Below are 21,393 nucleotides of genomic sequence, written 5' to 3'. Positions count from 1 at the left end.
TTGGTAAAATTGCTCAACAACTTGTGGGTCAATGGAGAATTTAAAAGATTGGTCTCTTATCACCAAAGGAGATATAAGCAATTCCTTGAAATACTACATAAGAGAAATCCTTAGGACAAAAATGAAAATCTTGCCCATCATCTTTAATAATTTTATTGGTTAGCAATAACTCACCGCCAACAAAAAATAAGCAGTTAGTATGTAAATTATGGGATTCAAAAACTAGCAAGTAGGACAATTTCCTTGAAAACATCACGGCTGCCATCTTCTTTGGTACATTATTATCGAATAAATGAACAAATTGTGTACCATGTCTACGCATAATGCCACCTGACGGCAGTAGCATAAAGTTAATCAGCTTCTTAACGCCATTCTGATACAATGCCAGCTCAGTTCTACCTTCAATGGTCGGAGTTAGCTCACCACCTGAAAAGTTGTTTTTTTGCGAATAAACAAATTGTTCTTGTTGCATAATTTCTCCCACTCTTTTAAAAATTGTTAGCACAATTCTTAAAAGAGTGCATAAATAATGAACTGACAAAAATTCAAGGCGGCTTTCATTTTTGTCAGCAAACATTATGGTTCCTATTAATTATTAGTTATATTAATATTATATATTCTACCTATAGTTGCCTGTCAATCAATTATTTTCTATTTTTATGCAATATTATTAAAAAAGTTATGTTCTAATCATACTTCGCCGGAATTAATTAGGTTATAATCAGCTGAATAAATTCTTCTTGTTTCTTCTAATTTGATTAAATATTGTTTCTTTAGTCCATCAGCAAACACACTATCTGAATACATAGCAAATGATACTTGTGAGGCTAACGATAAAGCTGCTAATAACTTAAAGCTCTCAGGCACTTGTTGCCAAATAGTCGTATCGTTATTTAGTAAATTATCAACAATATTTCTGCTGTAGTAAAACAGCGAGGTAAGTTTACCTCCCTTAAAGTAAATCCTACCTGCTTCCGTATAAAATTGTAGATTAGATGGTACTATTACTGCACATTTAATACAATCATCAATATTCGGTATTTTAGTGAAGTTTTGTCTATTACCTTCAATATTATCAACTCTCCGTAAGGCAAACGACCATTTAACCATTAATATAGTATCTTCAATAGCAGGGTTAACAAATTCCTCACATAATTCCTCGGCTTTTGATACTCTACCGCCACCAATGCTACTAATACCAACATTTGACCCAAGTAGTACTACTGCCTTCTTGATAATTTCATATTTCACGGTAGTTACACCAGGAAGTTTATTGAATAAATTTTGTAGTTACCCATCTTCATGCTCACTCTCAACAACACCACCAACAAAGTCATCATCCTCAACAATATCAGCATCAATACCAACATCAACAGCAGCAACACCGGCTGCCGCTCTTCTCATGCCAAGCCCTCGTACCCTAGTAGCTAAATTGTCGTTGGCAATTACTGCTAGAGCATTATTATCAATATCCTCTGTATTATCTATATTCCGACATTGATTGCCAAACATCTGCCATGGCATTGTTATACTATGCACACCTCTCTTGTGATTTTCATTGGCTACTGCTTGCCACAATATACCATGATGGCTGCTACGATCGTAATTCTCTAAACATTTTATTACTACTACTGCTTGTTCATTATCGCGGCTAGCTCCAAAAGCTTCACTGTAATATAATACCTTGGCATAGTGGTATTGTACTAGCTCTTCAATACCCTTCTTATTAGAACCACTGACCGTGTTGAATCTTATAGCTCCTTCATTAAAGGCATAGCAATCTTTAACAGCATATCTAGATTGATTCGCATCCCCAGTATTATCAAATATACCACCCAACATCTCACTAGTAATAAAGGTAAATCCTAAGAAACTATTAACTTCACCGCTTACTAAAGCTCTAACGTTATTATAGTCATAATTGGTAATTTGCGGGTCACGTAGTAAGTCTGAGATTTGATTGCTTGAGCATAGTAAGTATAATTTTTCATACATGCCAAAAGAGCGTTTTTTTAAGATATGATGAGCTTTGATTAATTTATCAACTGTTAGCCCGGCTCTTTTCGAGTTAATGACAGCTCTGTTGGCAGCAACTGCAGCTTGAGCATTTAAGGTTAAATTGCTATCCGTAACCCTAATTCCTACTGGTACCACATTATTAGCTACGTCAAAGTTAATCACATTGTTGCCTGTCCGTCCTGCTCTGACAGGACTGGCAAAAGCACTAATAATTACCCGGTCTTGTTGCCTACCCATTGCCCAACCTGCCATTTTAGGAAAATGTGAGGTGGGATCGGTTAATAGGTTTAGCTTATCGTTCCTATCCATAGTAGCGTTCCAATGATAGGCGGAAGCTGTCAAAAACCGTCTTGAAATAGTTGGTATTTTAAATTCTATTTGTTCTAGTCTGTCACGGTCTCCATCATTAGCATAATGCCCATGCAAATCGTTATGATCAACGGGGTGTCTAGTTCTACTCTCCACCTCGTGGGTAGTCATTGACTCAAAGCTAATTACCTCAGTATCCTGCGTACCATTAGTAATGCATTTTCGTAGTTTAGAACCTTCTTGTTGAATAACTAGGTTGATATTTTTGGCAAATTGTTCTTTAAGACCATCTGTTATTTGTTCCATATTTCCTCCTCAAATAATCTATCAATATTTAAAGCACGATACAACTATACTCAAATGATTTGGAGAATTGGAGTGTAAAACAAGGGGTGAGCGAGCGGAGCGTACATTTAGTACGTGAGTACGCGAATTACCCGTAGTTTTACGAAGCCAATTCTTCAAAGCAGAAGAGTATTATGCTATTAGTGGCTCTTTTATGATTAGGTTATTGCGAAGTTGCAGCCTTAAATGAGTTGTCACCTACATCATAACTTTAATGATTGGTTGGTTACGTTATTTTTTATTAGACTTCCCTGCATAAGTCAAAGATAGTTGAGGGATTTTTAGGAGAAACGAAGCCGAGTACCGCAGCGTACATAAACGTACGTGAGGAACGGAGGCGAGTTTCGACGACAAAATCACCAACTAGATTGACTTATGCAGGAAGTCTATTGTTTTTTATCATAAGCGATTTTATATAATTGTTCCCTACGTTTAACAGCTTGCTCATGTCCCGTATGGTCTTTACTCCTTAATTTTACCACAAACTCAGGATCAGATTCAAGTTTTTCTATCTCTGCTAATGCCCCGTCTCGATTATTAATTGTTGGCAGCTCTTTACCAGTTACTAACGAGTCGGATTTTAAAGTTTCACCGACTCGTACTAATAAATCTACTAGAGCTGGTGCATAATGCGAATCTTCAATTAATCCAGCCAATTCCTTAGTACCAAACTTAGATAAGGCTGCCTGCATCACTGTCATTTTATTATCAAAGGCATTACCATAAGTATTTTTCAGCCAATCAATGTGAGAGTGACGTGTTTGCTCAATAGCATTTTGTTGCTGTTTCTGCAAATCCTGCGAAAAACCATACAGTGAATTAAGCAGCTTTGCCCCTTGCCTTTTAGATAATCCGCTTTGGTAAAACATGTCCTCATAACGAGTTAAATACTCCTCATCTTCCTTGGATCGTTTATCAGTATATTTCTTATCTTCAGGCAATCCAAGCCGACAGTAAAATTTATGCCACTCCTCATCAGAGCTGTCATCTTTTGGCACAGCAACTCGCTGATTCAAACTTTTCTCTGCTTCCAAATAGCTCTGAGCTAAAGATGATACATCCTTGAATTTACCCAATGACTCAGCTTTACGTATTTCCTCAGGCATATTAGCTAACCAGTCATTACCAGAGGAAGTAGGGCTAGTTTCATAGTTATTGGCAATTAGTTCTTTGCTCATCTGCTTATTCTTCTTTTAACGTTTCTATCTCTTCTTTTAACTTCTTTATTTTTTCAAGAGTTAGTTTTGTATACTTAACTATTCTCTCCATTGGTTCATTATCAATTAACATTTCTTTTGCCGTGGCTATTTTTTCTTCAGCTTTGCCTTCAGTTTTGCCTTCAGCTTTGCCTCTAGCTTCCCCTCTAGCTTCCCCTCTAACTTCAGCATCTTCAATTTTTTGCTGCTCTACCGCTAAATTATCAAGACGAGTTTTGGTTATTTTCTCATAGGTACGCAATTCTTCTTCACTCCAGCTAGCTTGGTCTACAGCCTCAAAGGCTCTCCTAATAATTTCATCCTTACCTATTAAATGCTCTATTTCTGTTAATGTTAATGCACTATCTCCTGCATGCTTAAAAAAATACATCCACTTTTCTTCAATAGTTTTTAGATTTTCTATACTTTTATTAAATTTCGTCAACTCAAAAAAAACAAAGTAAAAATCTTTTAAATCATTGGCATAGGTCTTTGTATCTAAAAGACGATGCTCTGATTTCCAATGTTTTTTATCGTCAAACATCATAAAATCCGCTATTGCTAAAAATATTACTCCTTTTAATTTGGCATATACTGCCATTTTCTTGTATTCCTCATCTTCCTCAAGTATTTGCTGAGAATATGCTTTAGCTGCATAATATTGGGCTCTTTTTTCAAATCCTTTATGTTTACTTACTTGCATCTCTACGATTATTTGATTACCGTTTTGATCTTGACATAGCACATCAACAATAGATTGCCTATATGCAGCAATATCTGGGTCTTGGTTAGTTGGTAAAAACGTTACATTAATTATTTTCTCATTTTCTTCAAGGCTGAGAACATCATTTAAAAAATGAACAAGTATATCTTTATTCTTTTCAGTACCAAATATTTGGCGAAAACAAAAATCATTTTTAGGATCAAGAAATTTTGATAAAAACATATAATATAACCTCTTAATTATTACTAAATGTTGCCTTTATTTATCTGGTTCATTTTAGCACCATCAATATTATTAACTCCATCATCTTCTGAAGCCTGTGAGCATATATATAGGAACAAAGCCCGGTGTCCTTCAAGAAAGGCAGTGTAATCACTTTCTTGCCGAACGAAATTGCTACGATATATGCCGCTCATCTGAGCTAAATCCTCTAATATTATTTTACCATCTTCTCCACTAAAAAGCTTCAAATAAATTGATTTTAATTGCTCTTTTGTTAGTAAATTTGGTGGGGATGATGAGTTAATTGATAGTTTCATTTGATCATTGCCCTTGTATCTGTTGCTGTTGTAACTGTTGCATTTGCATCATCTTACGTTGTTGCCTTATTTGTAATACTTCTTGCTCGTTCTTGAGGATTGAGTTTGGGGAGCCTCGCAGCTCAAAAAATAGTTTAAAACATTCATCCCAGTTGATATTATCATAAATCTCAGGAAAAAAGTTACTGATTCCACTTCTTTGGAAGAAACCTAATACTTGCTCAACGCTTGATATTGCTGATGTTTTCTGGGCCCTGGATAATGGCGAAACATATTCAATCTCTATCTCGGGCGGGCTATTTGCTCCTTCTAAAATTGGCACTCTATTATATTTGATTAGCGTTTGATATATTGCCATGATTAACGGATTTAATAACTCACTCTCAATTCTACCAACCATTGGGGACATTAAACGGTATTGTTCCTCCGTCCTAATTTGCACCTCGGTGGCAGTCATTTCTTTATTTTCCTTTTGCATCCTGAATATATCAATATAGAATGCTTTGTATATGGCATCGCGACATTGATTTTGTTCAATTTCTGTAGGTAGGATATTTTCCATACCAGTTAGCGGTATTATTTTATCTGCCATACCATTACGGTAGAAATTAACACTACCAGGCGTAGTATAGAGGGGTAAGTAATATCCATCTTTTGGCACTAATAATGGTGGGTCTAGCTGCTTCTGGGCTACTTTTAGGGTGATTTGTCTTAAACTATTGAGTAATTTAATATCAGGTAGTACATAATGAGCCGGAGCATAGCCATATACTTCACCTTCTTCTTTTACCCACCGTGTTACAAAAAACGGGAAATAAGAATAACCAGATTGACTAATAATTTTTTGCTCAGCTAGGTAGATATATTCCGAATTATATTCAAGTGTTGCCGTTGGTTTTCTGGCTTTATTCTTCTGATTTTGAGTTTGTGGGCTAACTATGTGCAATATTTCTACTATCTCATCAGGATTCCGGGCTAGTCTTTCCTTGAAAGGGGCAAAGTCCGCCCATTTAGCTGCTGCGGTTTTAATTGGCATACTAAAGAGTCGGTACATTGTTTTAACAAAACCAAACTTATCCTCTTCAAAATAACACTCTTGTAAATTAATATTACGGAAAAACAAAGTTTGGGGTAATTCTAAATCTTCTTCAACATAGAATATTGCAGTACCAAAGGCTGATAAATTCAAAAAAAACTGATGAATCTGATTATAAAAATTAGAAGCAGGATTGTTGAATATATCCATTAAAGTTTTTTCTAACATTTGGGCTAACATGTTGCGTTCAGCTGTGGTTAAATATTCTTGCTGTTCTTCATTTTCACCAACTATTGTAAGGTTAAACCAGTTCATTGCTGGATTTACTAGCAAGCTTTGTAAACCTGATGCTAATTGCTCTCTTGACCAAATAGAAGTTGAATCAAATATTACCTTATTACTCTCAGTTTGTGGACAAACATATTTCTTCAGCTCATCCCATATATGATGCCATTTCTCCCGCTTGCTTTTGAGATTGTCAAAATATTCAATCTTTTTGTTTAAATCATTATCAGCCATAAGCTGTTACCATATTACGGGTTGAATTTGAGTTTATAGTTGAGTTTGGGTTTAAATATGGCTCACCAAGCTTCTTTGATACTTTCTTGAGTTTCTTGATAAAATCGTTATCATATAACACCTCATAATTATATTGCTTACCGCTAGCGGCTGTCATGCTAGGCAAACCAAGGGTTAACCCTTCAATATCCTTAAGCGAGACTACCTTGCCAAGAGATTCAGATAATTGTGGCAAATCGTTTAATCGGGGTACTGACCGCATGTTAAAATGCTCCACTGCTTGTTTTAAACCACCAAGTTCAGCTATCGGCATTTTTTCTAGTCCTGATCTACCATATCTTGCCATTTGCTCTAAATTACCTGACATACCATCATATTGCTGGTTATTAGCAAGATTAATTTTTTCAAAGTTTCCCAATTTATTAACAATATTTGACTTGTTCATATAATGACCAATACCAACAAATGGAGAGAGACTTTGTAACCCTGAACCTATTCCACCAGCTATAGAAGAAAAAATTGAACTACCTCCCCCTAGTATTGATGAGATTCCGGCACCAAGTCCGTAGGTCGCGAGACTAAGAGCTATCCCCTGTACTAAACCTGTATTGCTGGCTGATGTCTGATATTTCCCAGCCCGCCACTCTAAATCGTGAGTATGGTAATCTATATCCTTTTGTGCAGATTCACTATAACTCCTTAACTTATTTTGTAGCTCCTCAACATGCGATTTCCGGCTAGCATAATCAGTCGCTATTTGTTCTTCTATGTTTTTGTGTTGTTTATATTGCTCAATGATGCTGGTTAATTGATGTCTTGCCTGATCAAAATTACTAGTATCTCGCAATAGACGATCTTGACTTGCTTGATAATTACCTAACTGACGCTCAAGCTCTGCTTTTTCGCTGCTTATATTTTTATGTTCCCTAGTAATATCATTCATAGAATGACGTATTTTCTCTTCTATTGCCTGACGTTGATTTTTTAACGATTCAACATCTTGCTGATGTTTGGCAATTGTGCTGCCCGCTTCTTCTGTTAACCCTCGTAAACTGTCTTTTTGCTGGGCTACTCGGTCGTAGAGATTTTGGAAGACACCCAGTAATTGCTCCACTTCTCTCATTCTTGCTTCGAGAGCTGGAGCCTTCTGTTTCAATCTTTCAAAAGATTGTTTAAGTTGTTCGGCTGAGGAAGATAGCCTAGCTCTTTGGGCTTCTATGTGCTTTAAACCACTATCATATTGGCTAGCATACTGATTTAATTGACTTTCCATCTCATAGCTTCTATTGCTATATTGGTATTGTTGATCCTCTAGAGAACGTAAACCCTGCATTGATTGTTGTATTTCGCGAGATAGATTATTGATAGTATTTGTTACTTCACTAGTACAATTCTCATAGCGATCGCGTGATTCATTATAGTTACGCTTGTGCCTTGATAGATCATCACCAGTAAGATATTTACCACCAGGAATATACTTATTAATAAAACTTTTAGTTGCTTTCCAAGGGTTAGTCCAAAATGACATTATACTACCTCATCTATATTATTGCTGTTTATATTTATAGTACTTCCACCCATCCTATTTACCTCTCCAAAGCATTATAATCATTCATTACTTGACGATATTTTAGTATATTATATTGCGATTGCTGTTGCTCATTACCAGTTTTAACATCCATCGCTAAATAACAAAAGCTCTCGGTTATATCAGTAGCTCTCGAGGAGCTAGAATGCACGCCTCTTTTAGTAGCATCAAACTCATAGAGACCGTTAATACCACGCTGACATTTCTTGTCATCTATTCGGCACTTACCTAGCAAATTTCTGGCTTTAGTTATCATCTCTTCTCGCAAATATTTCCTACCAATAGCAAAAGGTGAGAAGCCCACTTTTTCTGCTATCTCATTGGCTTGTTGTAACCTTGTATCCAAAGTCGGCATTTGTCTTCGACTCATATCATGCGGCAATACGTTACGTCCATATTGATAAGGTCTAGTTCTTAAATGATTAAGATAAAACTCTAAATCTTTGCCCCTGTTCATATAAAAATCGATAATATCGATATAGTCTTGTTTCTCTTGAACAAACCAAATAACTGTATAATCAACAATACCTATATCCCAGTAAGTATTAACCTGATATCCTGCATCAAATGGCACATAGCCAATACGCCCCTGACTTTCAGCTAACCGTAATTGTTCAACAAAGGTACCGCCTTGATCAGCTCTCTTGTAACGATAGGCAGCAAAATCACAATAAAACTCTCTTTGAATTTCTTCGTTAGTCATATCAACAGAATCCAACTTATTTTTATCGACTAATGGTTGTCCCTCATTATCCGTAGTATCTTCAATAGTTTTTATTTGGCAAAATACTTCCGAACTATCCTGATATTTCCGGTATAATTCTTCGCCATGGGTTAATTTTGGATTATCAGAAGGCGTATAAAGATAAAGCAACCAGGCATTATTACGAATTACCATCGGCTCTATAACGCAACTCATAGCTCGTGGATCATGGTAAGAATATTCTGAGATAACCGCTCCCTTAATACCACTGCCCCTAATAGTAGCATAACGATCACTACCAACAAATTGAATCACTGAACCATTTTTAAATAATATCCGTTGCTTATATTGTTGACTACGAGCAATAATGCTTTTAGGAATAAATGACATATAAGGACGCCCTGATAGTGTCATACCATCCCATATACTCATCTTGGCTTGATTATAGGTAGGATAGACATACCAATAAATGCCAACTTCTCGAATAGCACTAGCAGTGATCCAGTTAATACCCATAATATCCTTACCAGCCCTTCTATGCCAAACGGCAATAGCTTTCTTACCACCCGAGTATAAATATCTCCACAAAGGTAACTGGAATGGATATGGTGACCACTCCACCGGAAATTTAATGCTGCTAGAGTTAGCTAGCTCTTTGTTGGTTTTACTAGTAGTTTCCATCACATTATAAACTATCTGCCCCGTAAGATTCTATTTCAAAATTAGTTATATCAATCATCTTTGCCATTTCTTGGGCTTGTACCTTTTGCTCTGTTCCACAGCCACTTTTCCTAAAACTACTACCTTCATGCTTTCTTATTTGATATTTCTGCAAATTAGCTTTAAGATATTCCAGCAACGACTTAGAGCAATATTTTTTCTTAGTAGCAATTGCCTTATTATCTCTGTTATAGGTCACTTCCTCATAACCGTTAATTGCCCTATCATATAACACCCCTTCTGCTCTATCTACTGCAATGGCTAAAGCTAAATTGACACATTTGGCTAAATATTTATCGCTATTAATAATCCGGTGCAACCTAAGTGGTGAAATACAACCCGCCTTCTTAGCAGCGATAATGATGTTACCATGTTCACAAAGATATAAGAGGAAATTAGAAATATCCTCTATTGAGCCAAACTTACTGATGGTACTAGATGATATCTTTGCTAAATATTTTTCAAATAAACCATAATTTTTAATCATATAGATATCTTTAAAAACTCCTTGTAATTCCCTCTATTATACCTGATTCCCGGGTTTTTTACCAGCAATGTTTTTATATTAAAATTCTACTTATAGTTACCTGTCAATAGATTATTTTCTATTTCTATTAATTTTTTATTTTTTAATAATAACTGATTAATTACCTTAAAAAGATTTTCGCGAAACGCCCCCCTATACCCCATTTTGCGACGCGGGTACCCCCCGGGTGATTTCGCGGACAATTTTTGTCAAAAAATGTAAAAAAGTGACAAAAATTGCTAAAAATCTCAGCAAAATAGCTATAAATTAGTAGTTTAGAGTGTGCCTTATGATTCACAATCAAAGACTCGTACACTTATAAGACGCATTACTATCAAGTTTTCTAAGTCTTAATAATTTCCATGGCTAGTTTTATGGCTGTTTCAACCCTCATTAACTAACTCTTGATTATTATTAACTTCTTTGTAATCATTCTTTTTTCGCTTAATACAATTAGTCTTTTGTTCCATTTGCCATATTTTATATCGTTGCCATTCTATCGGACTTGCAGTAACTCAAAAGTAAAATTCTGGCTGCTGCAAGCCTCTCTTAAATCTCTCCAGTAATTATTCTTAATCCAATCCCCAATAAAGGCACTGGATGGTTTAAGAGTGATCTTCTTGCTACTCACATCTTCGTCTATTGCTTCTAATTGGCTAAACCAGGTTTTATCAATGAATTCACCACATAACTTTAACAAATATTCCCTTATTTTATACCATACTGACTTTGGGTCTAGTTGGCTTAGCCCTGAATAAATTGATGCTGATTTATTGCTAGTGGCAGTGGTGTTTTTGCTAATAATATGCAATAGATCAACCTGCTTGCCATATACCTCTTGCACTTGATTAAGCAATGTGTCTTTATCAGTTTCTGACAAAGAGATATCTGCTAAATCAATCTGGTATTTATCGTCACATACTCCAAAAAAACGACAACTAGTCAGTAATTTATCAGCAGTATCAGACTCAAAAGCTCCAACAATCTTGCGTTTCAACTGCCATAGTTCCGAAGTGTCTTGATTTGCTTCTACCGCCCTCAAACGAGCCTCACTTGCTCTGGTAGCAGCGTCCATGAAGTTAAAATTATCGTTATTTACCAAAGCTGGTTTACGCAGTTCATAAATCAAAGCTATTTTCATGTAATTCAGTACTGCTTGCTTGCAGGGAAAGCGACGATTAGGATATTTCTTGTTAAGGTGAATCAACAGCTTGTTAATGTAACTCAACTCGTAGTCAGTACCTGTTCTCATTCTTAACAAAGCCCCATCTTCTTTGGTCAATGGGTAAAACTCCTCTAGCTTCTTAGATGCATACAAGTTTTTAGCCTTGTTGGCAAGATTGCTAATCCAACTTGCAGCTTCCGGCTGTTGCTCAGCCTCATTGCTACCTGAAGAACCGCCTGTTAAGTCTGAATCTGACTCATCATCAGTTGGAGATGCGTCGCCGGAATTACTGTCTGGGGAATTGTAAGGTAACGTTTCACTTACTGAGCTTATCTTTACCTCCTGTGGCAAATTAAAGCTTGGTTCCTCAGTTGATTCAAGCTCTGACAAACTTTGTTCACCTGAACTTACCGTTACCTCAGGCGGCAAATTAAAGCTTGGCTCCTCAGCTGACTCAAGCTCTGACCAATTTTGTTCACCTGTTCTTACTGTTCCCTCAGACGGCAAATTAAAATTTTGCTCCTTAGCTGATTCAAGCTCTGGCAAAATTTGTCCACAATTTTGTCCACAATTTTTTTCATTTTTTTCACATCTAGATAAAGATATAGATATATTATTATCTATTATATTGTGTGGGGGAAATTTTTTGCCATTTGGATTAAATTTTTCTTCCTGTTGAGTTGAAATTTTTTGATGGCTAGATTGAATATTTGTACAATTAGAATGATAAGAATTATCATTAGCTTTACGAAAACTTATAAATTTCTTAAGGAGTTTGATACATAAAATATTGTGGCATTTTATGTTATATTTGATCGTAGTAATTAAAGTAAAATCAATGAACCCACTTATTTTTAATTCTCTTAGACATTGTCTAACTCGCCTTTGACAAACTCCTAGCTCTTTTTCGAAAAAGTGATAACCTTCTTGTAATTCTTCTGATAGTTTATCTTTTTGATAAATCTGTAGGCAAGAAACTATCAACGACAGAAGTTGACGAGAGGTTGTACTTAATCGTTTATCACAATTATTGGTAAGGTTTCGCCATTCAGGCGGGACAAAATTACCGACTATATTATAAAAGATAGTATCAGGATTTTCAACTAAAGCGTCGGGAAAAGTTAATGATTCTATCATACTTCCTCCCCGTGAAAAACGGTTAAAAATAAACCTTTTTGTAGGTCAATTTTGAGGAGTTTTAGAAAAAAACAGCCATAGAAATTCTTTTGAGAAATTATAAAAACCCTGAAACCCTAATATGTATCTGGTACACTCTAGTGGATGATTTACGAACCCAAATCGAGGTAAGAATTGTTATAAATCAGCATCTGTATAAGTATATCATGTCATGTTAAGTGAGCATACCGTGTAAATGATGATATCTTGAGTCCATTGCCTTAATAGGGTACGATGCGGTTCTAACGAAGAGCGTAATAGGTGACTATTACGTCTACTCCACTACTCAAACTTTTTCGAATTGGTTAAAAAAAGATTTAATGCCAAAATTACCTGATGGTAGTGTGATAGTTTTAGATAATTCTAGTTTTCATAAGAACAAAGATATGCAGGATGATGTAAGAAAAGCTTGCTATATCCTTGAATATTTACCAGCATATTGTCCTGATTTAAATCTAATCGAGCATAAATGGACTCAAGCAAAATCTATCCGTAGAAAATATCACTGTAATATAGATCGAGATTCCGGACAATAACTATTTCAGTAATAACTTTATTTTTAAACAAAATTACTGAAGCCAGAGAAAATTTAATAATTATAGACACAAACTATTTAAGGTTATGACAACTTAAAATTATGACTTTTAAACTACTTTGTGTTCTGTGCCACATAAAAAAACTTGATATATAAATAATAATTAATTAATATAATACTTACATAATTTAAGTTATCAGATATGAGTTCTAAATTTCTGATTCAAGCAAAAAAGATACGCTTATATTATAGTAAGCATTTTATACTTAAAATCATTCTTATACTTTTTTTTGTTTTTATCTTATCCTATGTAATTCTACTTAAGTTAATTACATCATCTTCAAGAGATGAATATATGATTGCAACTTCTAAACCTACTATATTAGCTATATCTGCTACCGGGAAAGTGCGTCCAGCAGAAGTCATTAATGTGCAGTCAACTATACCTGGGGTATTAATAAAAATACTAAAAAAAGAGGGAGATTTTGCTAGAGCAGGAGAAACACTAGCTATAATTGATAATACACAATCGCAAGAAATAATAAAGCAAGCTGAAGCAGATTTAACTTCAGCAAAATTACATCTTACTGAAAAAGAAAAGGAATTTTTAAGGAGTAAAAAATTATATAAAAGGAAAATAATCTCAGGTGTTAAGTTTGAACAAATAGAAACAGCATATAAACACTTAAAACAAAATGTTTTTAAACTTGAAGCATCCCTTAATGCAGTAATAAAAAAAAATAAAGAGTACACTATATATTCTCCTTTCGATGCAGTAATAACAAAACGCTTAGTCGACACTGGACAAGTTATTGATATACAAAAATTTATATTTGAGATTATGGATTTAAGAAAACTTGAAGTAGAAGTAGACATTGATGAGTTTTTTCTAGATAATTTAGCAATAGGACAGAAAGTATTTCTAAAAACAAATAATACTAACTTTATAATTTTTAGTGGTAAGATTAGTTTTATTTCACCTATTGTAGATAAAAATACAGGTTCAATTTCTGTCAGGATTATTTTCTCAACTCCAACACATTTAAAACCGGGTCAATCTATTAATACTAGCATTATTGTGGCAAAATTTGAAAAAGCTATATCTATACCAAGAAGTGCTATAATTAAACAAAATGGAAAGAACTATGTTAAATTGTTAACTAATAGTAGAAATTCCGAGTTGCAAGAAATAAATCTTATTGATTGGCCAGACCAAAAAGTTATTATCACAAGGGGACTTAATGAAGGTGATAAATTCTTTGTGGGAAAGGATAGTTTTTATAAAGAAATTGATAACTTAGAGGAATTCTAATGTTATTTGGACTTAAAGTAGCATTTAGGTATCTTTATAGTTCTAAAATACAAACAATGTTATTAATTTTATTAATAACATTAGGAGTAATGATTTTTGTTTTTATTACTTCTCTTGTAAGTGGTCTGCAGCAATATATTACTTCTCGAATCTTAGGAAATATCCCACACATAACTTTAGAAAAAAATAATATTGTTTACGATTCATTAATTAAGAATATAAAAGAGTATAAAAGTTTTGATATATATGAGTATAATATAGCTAATAATTTACCTCAAAAACAAATAAGCGATTGGGTTAAAATAGATAAAATAATTGGTACTCATGATGAAGTTTATGGCTTATCTCCGCAAATAAATGGTAATGCATTTATTAAACACAATAATAATATCCAACCCGTAATGGTCAATGGTATCTTGCCTGAAAGAATTTCTGCTATTAGTGGTATAGGTAGTAAGGTTATTTCCGGAAATGGGTATCTTGCTATTAATAGTATTATAATTGGCAAATTACTAGCAGATAAAATAGGTGTGAGAGTTGGTCAACTTATTTTACTACAATCTGCACAAGGAATTTCTAAGACATTTATATTACAAGGTATTTTTAGAACTGGTCTAAGTATTATAGATCAAGGAATAGTTTATGTTGATCTCAAAAATTCTCAAGGATTATTCAAGTTAACTAATGGAGTTTCACGTATTGAAGTAAAATTAAAAGATATGTGGAAAGCACAAATGATTGCTAAGGAAATAGAACTTTTATTTCAACTTAAAGCCACTTCATGGCAGAATACAGATTATGGAATTAATGAAGCATTAAGTAGTCAATCTAAAACTGGGAATGTAATCCAGGCATTTAGTCTTATAATTATAGTTGTTGGAGTATCAAGCACACTATTTTTAAGTGTTTATCGAAAAAAGTCCGATATTGGTATAATGAGAAGTTTTGGTATGAGTAAAAAATTTATAATTAGTATTTTTTTATTCCAAGGTCTATTAATAAGTGTTGTTGGGACACTTATGGGATGTACATTTGGTTACTTACTTTGTAGTGTCTTCTATAATATTAAGTCTCCTAATGGGCAGTCATCTATACCACTTATTCCTGAGGAAGGGGGATATTTAATTGTAAGTATTCTAACAATTATAGGAGGTGGTATCGCAGCACTTATACCAGCAAGGGCTGCAGCGAAAATAGAGCCTATTAAAGCAATAGTAGAGTTATGATTTTATTAGAAGTTAAAGAGCTGAACAAGTCTTATGTGGTAGGTGAGTTAATAGAAAAAGTTCTAAAGAATGTCTCCTTCCAAATTCCAGAAGGAAAGGTTGTGGCATTATTAGGACCGAGTGGAAGTGGAAAGAGTACTCTGCTTTCTATAATAGGTTCAATTATGAGTCCTACGTCTGGTAAGGTTATTTTAAGGGGACAAGAAATATCAACCTTATCAGAAAATCAATTGACTACCTTTAGAAATACAAACATTGGTTTTGTGTTTCAATTTCATCATTTATTATCAGAATTTTCAGTTTTAGAAAATGTTTATTTTCCAGCAGCAGGAGCTAAAGGATATGTTACAAAAGAAATTACTGACTATGCAAAATATTTAATTGAATACGTTGGTTTAAGAGATCATATACACAATAAAGCTAGCAAATTATCAGGCGGGCAGAAACAGCGTGTTGCAATTGCTCGTGCTCTCATTAATAAACCACAGTTAGTTCTTGCTGATGAACCAACTGGTAACCTAGATCATAATTCAACTTTGCAAGTAATGAAGTTAATTTTGGAAATAAACAAACACTATAATACTACCTTTATAATTAGTACACACAATAATGAAATAGCAAACTACTGTACTTCAAATATTCAAATGTTAGATGGTATGATAATATGATGTGGAAGATTATAGCAAAAAAAATTACAGCAGCAGTTTCAGGAGATTATCTAGGTGTTAAGAGTGATATAAGTAGAAGTGTATTGTGTATTGATTGTATATAAACCAGAGCTTCAAAAAGTTAATTAAGAACTAAATAGTATATGCAGTTATTTAATACCTTAGATTCCAATAATATAGATTTATTGGATGTGAATAATGGTTATGATAAGGTTTTTGTCTATATCGTAGATATGGATAAATGCACGAGCAACCTAGACCAATTTTGGAGTTTCCTTTCTATAGGGGAAAGGAAACAAGCAAGGAGGTATTATACCAAGTTACTTATCGATCGTTACGTTATTTCACATGGGATCCTTAGGTATATTTTAAGTTACTATACTAAACAGCCAGCTCATAGCTTAAAATTTATTAATAACAGGTATGGCAAACCTTTTTTAAAGGATAACAATATTCAATTTAATATGTCTCATTCGTATAATATGGTTTATTATATAGTAGCACATAACCATAAAGTTGGCATAGATATAGAATTTCATGATAATACTCTTGATGTAATGGAATTATCAAATTTGGTACTTACTCCAAAAGAAATTATATTACTTGAGTCTTTTAGTATCGAAGAAAGATATAAAACTTTTTATACTCTCTGGGCTAGAAAAGAAGCGTTGGTAAAAGCTATTGGTGAAGGATTATCCTACCCTATTAATACCATAGAAGCTATGTCTATTGCTTCATATGATAAGATTACTCTTACTAGCAACAACAATAATGCTAAGCAGGAACTATACAGCTATACATTAAAAACAACACCCAATTATTCTGGAGCTATTGCCACTGAAACTAAAATAAATGTGATAGTCTACTTAAAAGCAATTAATCAACAAGGTGTTTTTGAGAATCTCATACTTGATGTACTCTGTGCTTAAGTATGATATAAAAGATAAAAAAACTTCTGTAGAAGTCATAATATTGCTCTTCTTATGGCTCTGTCCAAAAAACTGTGTAAAATTCCATAATCGCTCAATTGGGTTTAAATTAGGACTACATGGCGGCAAGTACATTATTTCTATTTTTGAATCATTTAAATTGAAGTAGTTGAGATTTAATCTTACATTTAGTAAAATAAACAAATTATTAAATGGAGATTAAAATGAATTTAAATCAGAAAATAATAAGACCAAAAATAGGATTACTTGAACTAGCAAAAAGCTTAGGAAATGTATCTAGTGCATGTAAGACAATGGGGTATAGCAGAGATAGTTATTATAGATTCAAGGAATTATATGAGAATGGTGGCGATGAAGCCTTGTATGAAATAAGCCGTAAGAAACCCATATTGGCTAATAGAGTTGATCCTATTGTAGAGAAAGCGGTATTAGACATGGCAATAGAGTACCACGCTTATGGTCAACTTCGTGTATCGAACGAATTAAAAAAAGATGGGATTTTAGTATCTCCCGGCGGCATTAGATCTATCTGGCTTAGGAACGATCTCAATAATCTTAAGAAACGGCTAGTAGCTTTAGAAACTAAAATGGCTCAGGATGGCATTATACTTACGGAAGCTCAATTACGTGTCTTGGAGAATCGTAAGAATCTTAAAGAGGCACATGGGGAAATAGAGACAGAACATCCAGGCTATCTTGGTTGTCAAGATGTTTACTATGTTGGCAACTTTAAAGGAATAGGTAAGGTTTATGGTCAAACTTTTATCGATAGCTATTCCAGGGTGACGGATGCCAAATTATACACAGACAAAACAACTATAACCTCTGCTGATATGTTAAATGATAGAGTTCTACCTTGGTACGAAGAACAAGGTATTCCTATACTACGTATATTAACTGATCGTGGTACTGAATATAAAGGAAATATAGAACATCATGCCTTTGAATTGTTTTTAAGTATTGAAGGAATAGAACCCACCGTTACAAAAGCATATTCCCCTCAAACTAACGGGATATGTGAGAGGTTTCATAAAACCATGAAAAATGAGTTTTATGATACTGCAATGAGTAAAAAGATTTACAATTCACTTTTTGAATTGCAAAAAGATCTTGATACCTGGTTACATTATTATAATAACGAACGTCCTCATTCCGGCAAGTATTGCTATGGTAAAACTCCAATGCAAACCTTTAAAGATAGTAAAAAATTAGCGTTTGAAAAAAATAATGAGATCTTGTATCTTGAACACTTATCTGACAATCTAATAAGTTAATTTATGGGGTCTGTAAGATCAAATCTTGACTTCTACATTTAAATATTCCTTAACCAACTTCGATTTGTGATATCCTGCATTGTCACATATCAAATATATCTTCTCTTTTTTGACTATGCTTTCTTCTAATTTCTGTAAAAATTCTATTATATATTTACCATTTATTTTTGGCTTAGTTGCCCCTACTAAATGTAAATTATCAATGTTAATTGCTCCAACTATATGCATTCTTTTCCAACCGCTATTGGTTGGTAATGTTTTATCCTTCCCCTTTTTGATCCAGCCATATCTGCTTCTTGCCTGATTATAATGGTTCCAATATTTTGGACAGAAAAATAAGAAAAATGAGAGAGAATTCTTTAGCAAACAAGGAGAGCTAGAGATGAAAAAACAAGTAAGGCAATATAGTGCTGAGGAGAAAGCCAAAATTGTCATAGAAGCAATTAAGGGAGAGCTAACAATAGCCCAGATAACCAGTAAGTATGGTGTTCATGCAACACAGATAAGTAACTGGAAAAAACAAGGTCTTGAGTTGTTAGTACAAGGTTTTAAGAATAAAACACATCAGCAGGGGTTAATCAAGAATCTATATGAGCAAATTGGTCAGTTAAGCGTTGAGTGTGACTGGCTCAAAAAAAAATCTGCATTGTTTGGAATTAAAGGTTAGGTGTAATATGATAGAGCCTAATCATAATAAGTTAACAATTGTACAACAGTGTAAGTTATTGGATATTAGCAGGTCAACCTATTACTATCAACCTACTGGTATTAGTGAACAAGATATCAAGATTATGGCAATAATTGATGAGACCTATACTATGCATCCATATTATGGTATGCGGCGGATGGCTAAATATTTACAAGCCCAAGGTTTTTCGGTAGGTCGTAAAGCTGTTAGACGTTACTACAAGATAATGGGTCTTGAAGCTGTTTATCCTAAAATAAATTTAAGCAAGAGGAATCAGGCACATAAAATATATCCTTATTTACTAAAAGGATTAGAAATAGTATTGCCAAACCAGGTTTGGAGTGCAGATATAACGTATATAAGACTGAGCCAAGGGTTCGTATATTTAGTAGCTATTATTGACTGGTATAGTCGTTATATTCTAAGTTGGCGAATCTCCATTAGTTTGGAAAGTGAATTTTGTGTAACAGCCCTTGAAGACGCTATAGAAAAATATGGTATGCCAAAAATATTTAATACTGATCAAGGAGTACAATTTACCTCGGAGAATTTTATTAGTATGCTAAAGCTACATAATATCTTGATTAGTATGGATGGTAAGGGACGAGCCTTAGATAATATTTTTATTGAACGTTTTTGGCGATCATTAAAACAGGAAAAAATTTATCGGATTATTTTAACAACAGTAAAGGAGGCAAAGACAGCAATTAACGAATATATGGACTTTTATAATAGACAAAGGATGCATCAAGCTTTGGATTATAAAACTCCAGAATGTGTATATTTTGAAAAAAATATTGTATAAAAACAACAATTTAATTTTTGTGAATTATATCTCTATTTATCTAAATTTTTGTCTAGACAAAGGGGACCACCTTACCCCCAGTAAATTTTTTATAAAATTAGCTACTGTGACTATTTTGTTATTTTATAAAAAAATTAATAGTTTCTTTAATTTTTTATTGGTAAAAGTATTAATTTTCATTCATTATATTAAAATAACTAAATTAAATAGTTTATCATTTATTGAGTTAGTTATTTTTTCTGTTTTCTAGATATTTGGGCTTATATCCAAGGTTTATTTGTAAGGATTAAGGTTGTTTTACCAAATAGCTTTATAGATATTAAGATAAGCCTATTTCATTTTAAAATAGACTTAGTTTTATGGTAAATTATTCTGTTGTTCCTGAGGCTATAATAAAATGTAGACCCGTTGAAGTATTGATGATGGAAAATGAATCAGGAATGGATAAAAAAATTATTGCTGTACTGTTATAAGGTAGATATTTTTTTGGTGATATCAAAGATATTAGTGTTCTATTTAAACTAGTGGTACGACATTTCTTTGAGCGTTATAAATATCTTGAAAGAGGCAAATGGGTAAAAGTTTTGGGTTGGAAGGATGTAAAAACAACTAAAAAACTAATTGAAGAAGAGGTAATGAGATTAACCGAATAAGTAAAACCCTATCTTAAAGGTTTATACTCTTGGACAGTTTTTAGAATATAGATACTGTAACAAAAATAATTAATAAATAATAAATCGAGTAGGTAAATATGACCAATGAATTAGTACAAAGATTAAGTAAAAGTAAACATAAGGTGGTAATAGGTCATAGAGATGAACCATATGAAGAAATAAAACAAAGGATAGAAGATGGTTATATTCATGTAAAATTTACCCAAACTAGAGGTGGTACGGAATTGGGTATTAATGTTGATTTAAACAACACCAATGTAAAAGAATTAGATTTTAGCAATGGGAAAGGAATGCTGCATATTGAAGGTACTACAAACCTAAATTATGATCAGGTAAGATGCATAGCTGACATTGACCTTGAAACAAGAAAAGGAGTAGGATTTTTACAAGTTGTAGAAGAAGAATTAATAAATGATAATACTAAACTGTAAATTGATATTAATAAATAGGATAGGAGAAGATATGTCAGAAGAAGATAATGAAGAATATATATGCTTAGTAAATGAAGAAGAGCAATACTCAATATGGTTTGCTTGGAAGGAAATACCACTAGGTTGGAAACAAGTGGGGTCTAAGGGGAAGAAAGAGGAAGTTCTCAATTATGTAAAAGAAGTATGGACTGATATGAGGCCAAAAAGCCTTAGACAACAAATGGATAAAATTGTTGTGTCATAAATAATACCTGGATAATTCCTA

Annotated in this window: 22 protein-coding genes and 1 pseudogene; 10 read left to right on the top strand and 13 right to left on the bottom strand. The window is 33.6% G+C overall.

Annotated features, from left to right (window positions below; translation table 11 throughout):
* Positions 1-40 precede the first annotated feature (40 nt).
* From AAGD42_RS06450 to AAGD42_RS06400, 11 genes are all read right to left on the bottom strand, one after another.
* Complete coding sequence (locus AAGD42_RS06450; RefSeq protein WP_341752691.1) at positions 41-577, bottom strand: hypothetical protein; 537 nt, start codon at positions 575-577, stop codon at positions 41-43.
* Between the two features lie 113 nt (positions 578-690).
* Positions 691-1,251, bottom strand: a complete 561-nt coding sequence (locus AAGD42_RS06445; protein ID WP_341752690.1) for a hypothetical protein — start codon at positions 1,249-1,251, stop codon at positions 691-693.
* Positions 1,252-1,290: 39 nt separating this feature from the next.
* Positions 1,291-2,634 carry a phage capsid protein gene (locus AAGD42_RS06440; RefSeq protein WP_341752689.1) on the bottom strand — a complete coding sequence of 448 codons (1,344 nt, stop codon included), beginning with the start codon at positions 2,632-2,634 and terminating at the stop codon, positions 1,291-1,293.
* A gap of 425 nt (positions 2,635-3,059) precedes the next feature.
* A complete protein-coding gene (locus AAGD42_RS06435) occupies positions 3,060-3,851 on the bottom strand; it encodes a hypothetical protein (RefSeq protein ID WP_341752688.1) in 792 nt (263 codons plus the stop codon).
* Between the two features lie 4 nt (positions 3,852-3,855).
* Positions 3,856-4,815, bottom strand: a complete 960-nt coding sequence (locus AAGD42_RS06430; RefSeq protein WP_341752687.1) for an Rpn family recombination-promoting nuclease/putative transposase — start codon at positions 4,813-4,815, stop codon at positions 3,856-3,858.
* 23 nt (positions 4,816-4,838) lie between these two features.
* Positions 4,839-5,132, bottom strand: a complete 294-nt coding sequence (locus AAGD42_RS06425; RefSeq protein WP_341749863.1) for a hypothetical protein — start codon at positions 5,130-5,132, stop codon at positions 4,839-4,841.
* Between the two features lie 4 nt (positions 5,133-5,136).
* Positions 5,137-6,687: a portal protein gene (locus AAGD42_RS06420; protein ID WP_341752686.1), complete on the bottom strand. Its 1,551-nt coding sequence runs from the start codon at positions 6,685-6,687 to the stop codon at positions 5,137-5,139.
* Positions 6,680-8,215, bottom strand: a complete 1,536-nt coding sequence (locus AAGD42_RS06415; RefSeq protein ID WP_341752685.1) for a hypothetical protein — start codon at positions 8,213-8,215, stop codon at positions 6,680-6,682. The genes AAGD42_RS06420 and AAGD42_RS06415 overlap by 8 nt, the downstream gene beginning before the upstream one ends.
* Positions 8,216-8,273: 58 nt before the next feature.
* Positions 8,274-9,659 (bottom strand): hypothetical protein, encoded by a 1,386-nt coding sequence (locus AAGD42_RS06410; protein ID WP_341752684.1) that lies wholly within the window; start codon positions 9,657-9,659, stop codon positions 8,274-8,276.
* 4 nt (positions 9,660-9,663) lie between these two features.
* Positions 9,664-10,185 carry a hypothetical protein gene (locus AAGD42_RS06405; protein ID WP_341752683.1) on the bottom strand — a complete coding sequence of 174 codons (522 nt, stop codon included), beginning with the start codon at positions 10,183-10,185 and terminating at the stop codon, positions 9,664-9,666.
* A 535-nt stretch (positions 10,186-10,720) separates the two neighbouring features.
* Positions 10,721-12,526: a DnaA N-terminal domain-containing protein gene (locus AAGD42_RS06400; RefSeq protein WP_341760730.1), complete on the bottom strand. Its 1,806-nt coding sequence runs from the start codon at positions 12,524-12,526 to the stop codon at positions 10,721-10,723.
* 254 nt (positions 12,527-12,780) lie between these two features.
* Here AAGD42_RS06400 and AAGD42_RS06395 point away from each other — a divergent pair, with 254 nt between their 5' ends.
* From AAGD42_RS06395 to AAGD42_RS06375, 5 genes are all read left to right on the top strand, one after another.
* Positions 12,781-13,101 carry a transposase gene (locus AAGD42_RS06395; protein ID WP_341753413.1) on the top strand — a complete coding sequence of 107 codons (321 nt, stop codon included), beginning with the start codon at positions 12,781-12,783 and terminating at the stop codon, positions 13,099-13,101.
* Positions 13,102-13,302: 201 nt separating this feature from the next.
* Entirely contained in the window at positions 13,303-14,412 is a 1,110-nt protein-coding gene (locus tag AAGD42_RS06390) for an efflux RND transporter periplasmic adaptor subunit (protein ID WP_341752681.1), read from the top strand.
* Positions 14,412-15,638 carry an ABC transporter permease gene (locus AAGD42_RS06385; protein ID WP_341752680.1) on the top strand — a complete coding sequence of 409 codons (1,227 nt, stop codon included), beginning with the start codon at positions 14,412-14,414 and terminating at the stop codon, positions 15,636-15,638. Before AAGD42_RS06390 ends, AAGD42_RS06385 begins: the two co-directional genes overlap by 1 nt.
* Positions 15,635-16,306: an ABC transporter ATP-binding protein gene (locus tag AAGD42_RS06380; protein ID WP_341750104.1), complete on the top strand. Its 672-nt coding sequence runs from the start codon at positions 15,635-15,637 to the stop codon at positions 16,304-16,306. The genes AAGD42_RS06385 and AAGD42_RS06380 overlap by 4 nt, the downstream gene beginning before the upstream one ends.
* A 143-nt stretch (positions 16,307-16,449) precedes the next feature.
* Entirely contained in the window at positions 16,450-17,235 is a 786-nt protein-coding gene (locus AAGD42_RS06375) for a 4'-phosphopantetheinyl transferase family protein (RefSeq protein WP_341752679.1), read from the top strand.
* On the opposite strand, the gene AAGD42_RS06370 is transcribed toward AAGD42_RS06375, so the two are convergent.
* Positions 17,173-17,370 carry a hypothetical protein gene (locus AAGD42_RS06370; protein WP_341752678.1) on the bottom strand — a complete coding sequence of 66 codons (198 nt, stop codon included), beginning with the start codon at positions 17,368-17,370 and terminating at the stop codon, positions 17,173-17,175. The genes AAGD42_RS06375 and AAGD42_RS06370 overlap by 63 nt on opposite strands.
* 89 nt (positions 17,371-17,459) lie before the next feature.
* On the opposite strand from AAGD42_RS06370, the gene AAGD42_RS06365 reads away from it, so the two are divergent.
* Positions 17,460-18,530 (top strand): IS481 family transposase, encoded by a 1,071-nt coding sequence (locus AAGD42_RS06365; protein WP_341752677.1) that lies wholly within the window; start codon positions 17,460-17,462, stop codon positions 18,528-18,530.
* An 18-nt stretch (positions 18,531-18,548) separates the two neighbouring features.
* Here the strand turns inward: AAGD42_RS06365 and AAGD42_RS06360 are convergent, their stop codons facing one another.
* Positions 18,549-18,896 (bottom strand): transposase, encoded by a 348-nt coding sequence (locus tag AAGD42_RS06360; protein WP_341752676.1) that lies wholly within the window; start codon positions 18,894-18,896, stop codon positions 18,549-18,551.
* Between the two features lie 16 nt (positions 18,897-18,912).
* On the opposite strand from AAGD42_RS06360, the gene AAGD42_RS06355 reads away from it, so the two are divergent.
* From AAGD42_RS06355 to AAGD42_RS06340, 4 genes and pseudogenes are all read left to right on the top strand, one after another.
* Positions 18,913-20,023 (top strand): IS3 family transposase gene (locus AAGD42_RS06355; RefSeq protein WP_410520931.1). Its coding sequence is split into 2 segments (ribosomal slippage): positions 18,913-19,170 and positions 19,172-20,023, totalling 1,110 coding nucleotides; the frame shifts between segments, so codons are not numbered across the junction.
* A 359-nt stretch (positions 20,024-20,382) separates the two neighbouring features.
* Positions 20,383-20,676, top strand: a pseudogene (locus AAGD42_RS06350) (inorganic diphosphatase).
* Positions 20,677-20,774: 98 nt separating this feature from the next.
* Positions 20,775-21,128, top strand: coding sequence for a hypothetical protein (locus AAGD42_RS06345; RefSeq protein WP_341752675.1), 354 nt, complete (start codon positions 20,775-20,777; stop codon positions 21,126-21,128).
* Positions 21,129-21,159: 31 nt separating this feature from the next.
* The gene (locus AAGD42_RS06340) at positions 21,160-21,372 is read left to right on the top strand and encodes an MbtH family protein (protein ID WP_341750096.1); all 213 of its coding nucleotides are present in this window, start codon (positions 21,160-21,162) and stop codon (positions 21,370-21,372) included.
* Positions 21,373-21,393 lie beyond the last annotated feature (21 nt).

This window comes from Candidatus Tisiphia endosymbiont of Dioctria linearis, from assembly GCF_964026545.1.
Lineage (GTDB): Bacteria > Pseudomonadota > Alphaproteobacteria > Rickettsiales > Rickettsiaceae > Tisiphia.
Note: the sequence above shows the minus strand (reverse complement) of the source record. Positions and strands in the feature narration are given on the sequence as shown.

Excerpts from the sequence above, each read along its gene's own strand:
- AAGD42_RS06450 (WP_341752691.1), bottom strand. The coding sequence starts at position 577 with ATGTTTGCTGACAAAAATGAAAGCCGCCTTGAATTTTTGTCAGTTCAT.
- AAGD42_RS06440 (WP_341752689.1), bottom strand. The coding sequence starts at position 2,634 with ATGGAACAAATAACAGATGGTCTTAAAGAACAATTTGCCAAAAATATC.
- AAGD42_RS06435 (WP_341752688.1), bottom strand. The coding sequence starts at position 3,851 with ATGAGCAAAGAACTAATTGCCAATAACTATGAAACTAGCCCTACTTCC.
- AAGD42_RS06430 (WP_341752687.1), bottom strand. The coding sequence starts at position 4,815 with ATGTTTTTATCAAAATTTCTTGATCCTAAAAATGATTTTTGTTTTCGC.
- AAGD42_RS06425 (WP_341749863.1), bottom strand. The coding sequence starts at position 5,132 with ATGAAACTATCAATTAACTCATCATCCCCACCAAATTTACTAACAAAA.
- AAGD42_RS06420 (WP_341752686.1), bottom strand. The coding sequence starts at position 6,687 with ATGGCTGATAATGATTTAAACAAAAAGATTGAATATTTTGACAATCTC.
- AAGD42_RS06415 (WP_341752685.1), bottom strand. The coding sequence starts at position 8,215 with ATGTCATTTTGGACTAACCCTTGGAAAGCAACTAAAAGTTTTATTAAT.
- AAGD42_RS06410 (WP_341752684.1), bottom strand. The coding sequence starts at position 9,659 with ATGGAAACTACTAGTAAAACCAACAAAGAGCTAGCTAACTCTAGCAGC.
- AAGD42_RS06405 (WP_341752683.1), bottom strand. The coding sequence starts at position 10,185 with ATGATTAAAAATTATGGTTTATTTGAAAAATATTTAGCAAAGATATCA.
- AAGD42_RS06400 (WP_341760730.1), bottom strand. The coding sequence starts at position 12,526 with ATGATAGAATCATTAACTTTTCCCGACGCTTTAGTTGAAAATCCTGAT.
- AAGD42_RS06390 (WP_341752681.1), top strand. The coding sequence starts at position 13,303 with ATGAGTTCTAAATTTCTGATTCAAGCAAAAAAGATACGCTTATATTAT.
- AAGD42_RS06385 (WP_341752680.1), top strand. The coding sequence starts at position 14,412 with ATGTTATTTGGACTTAAAGTAGCATTTAGGTATCTTTATAGTTCTAAA.
- AAGD42_RS06380 (WP_341750104.1), top strand. The coding sequence starts at position 15,635 with ATGATTTTATTAGAAGTTAAAGAGCTGAACAAGTCTTATGTGGTAGGT.
- AAGD42_RS06375 (WP_341752679.1), top strand. The coding sequence starts at position 16,450 with ATGCAGTTATTTAATACCTTAGATTCCAATAATATAGATTTATTGGAT.
- AAGD42_RS06370 (WP_341752678.1), bottom strand. The coding sequence starts at position 17,370 with ATGTACTTGCCGCCATGTAGTCCTAATTTAAACCCAATTGAGCGATTA.
- AAGD42_RS06365 (WP_341752677.1), top strand. The coding sequence starts at position 17,460 with ATGAATTTAAATCAGAAAATAATAAGACCAAAAATAGGATTACTTGAA.
- AAGD42_RS06345 (WP_341752675.1), top strand. The coding sequence starts at position 20,775 with ATGACCAATGAATTAGTACAAAGATTAAGTAAAAGTAAACATAAGGTG.
- AAGD42_RS06340 (WP_341750096.1), top strand. The coding sequence starts at position 21,160 with ATGTCAGAAGAAGATAATGAAGAATATATATGCTTAGTAAATGAAGAA.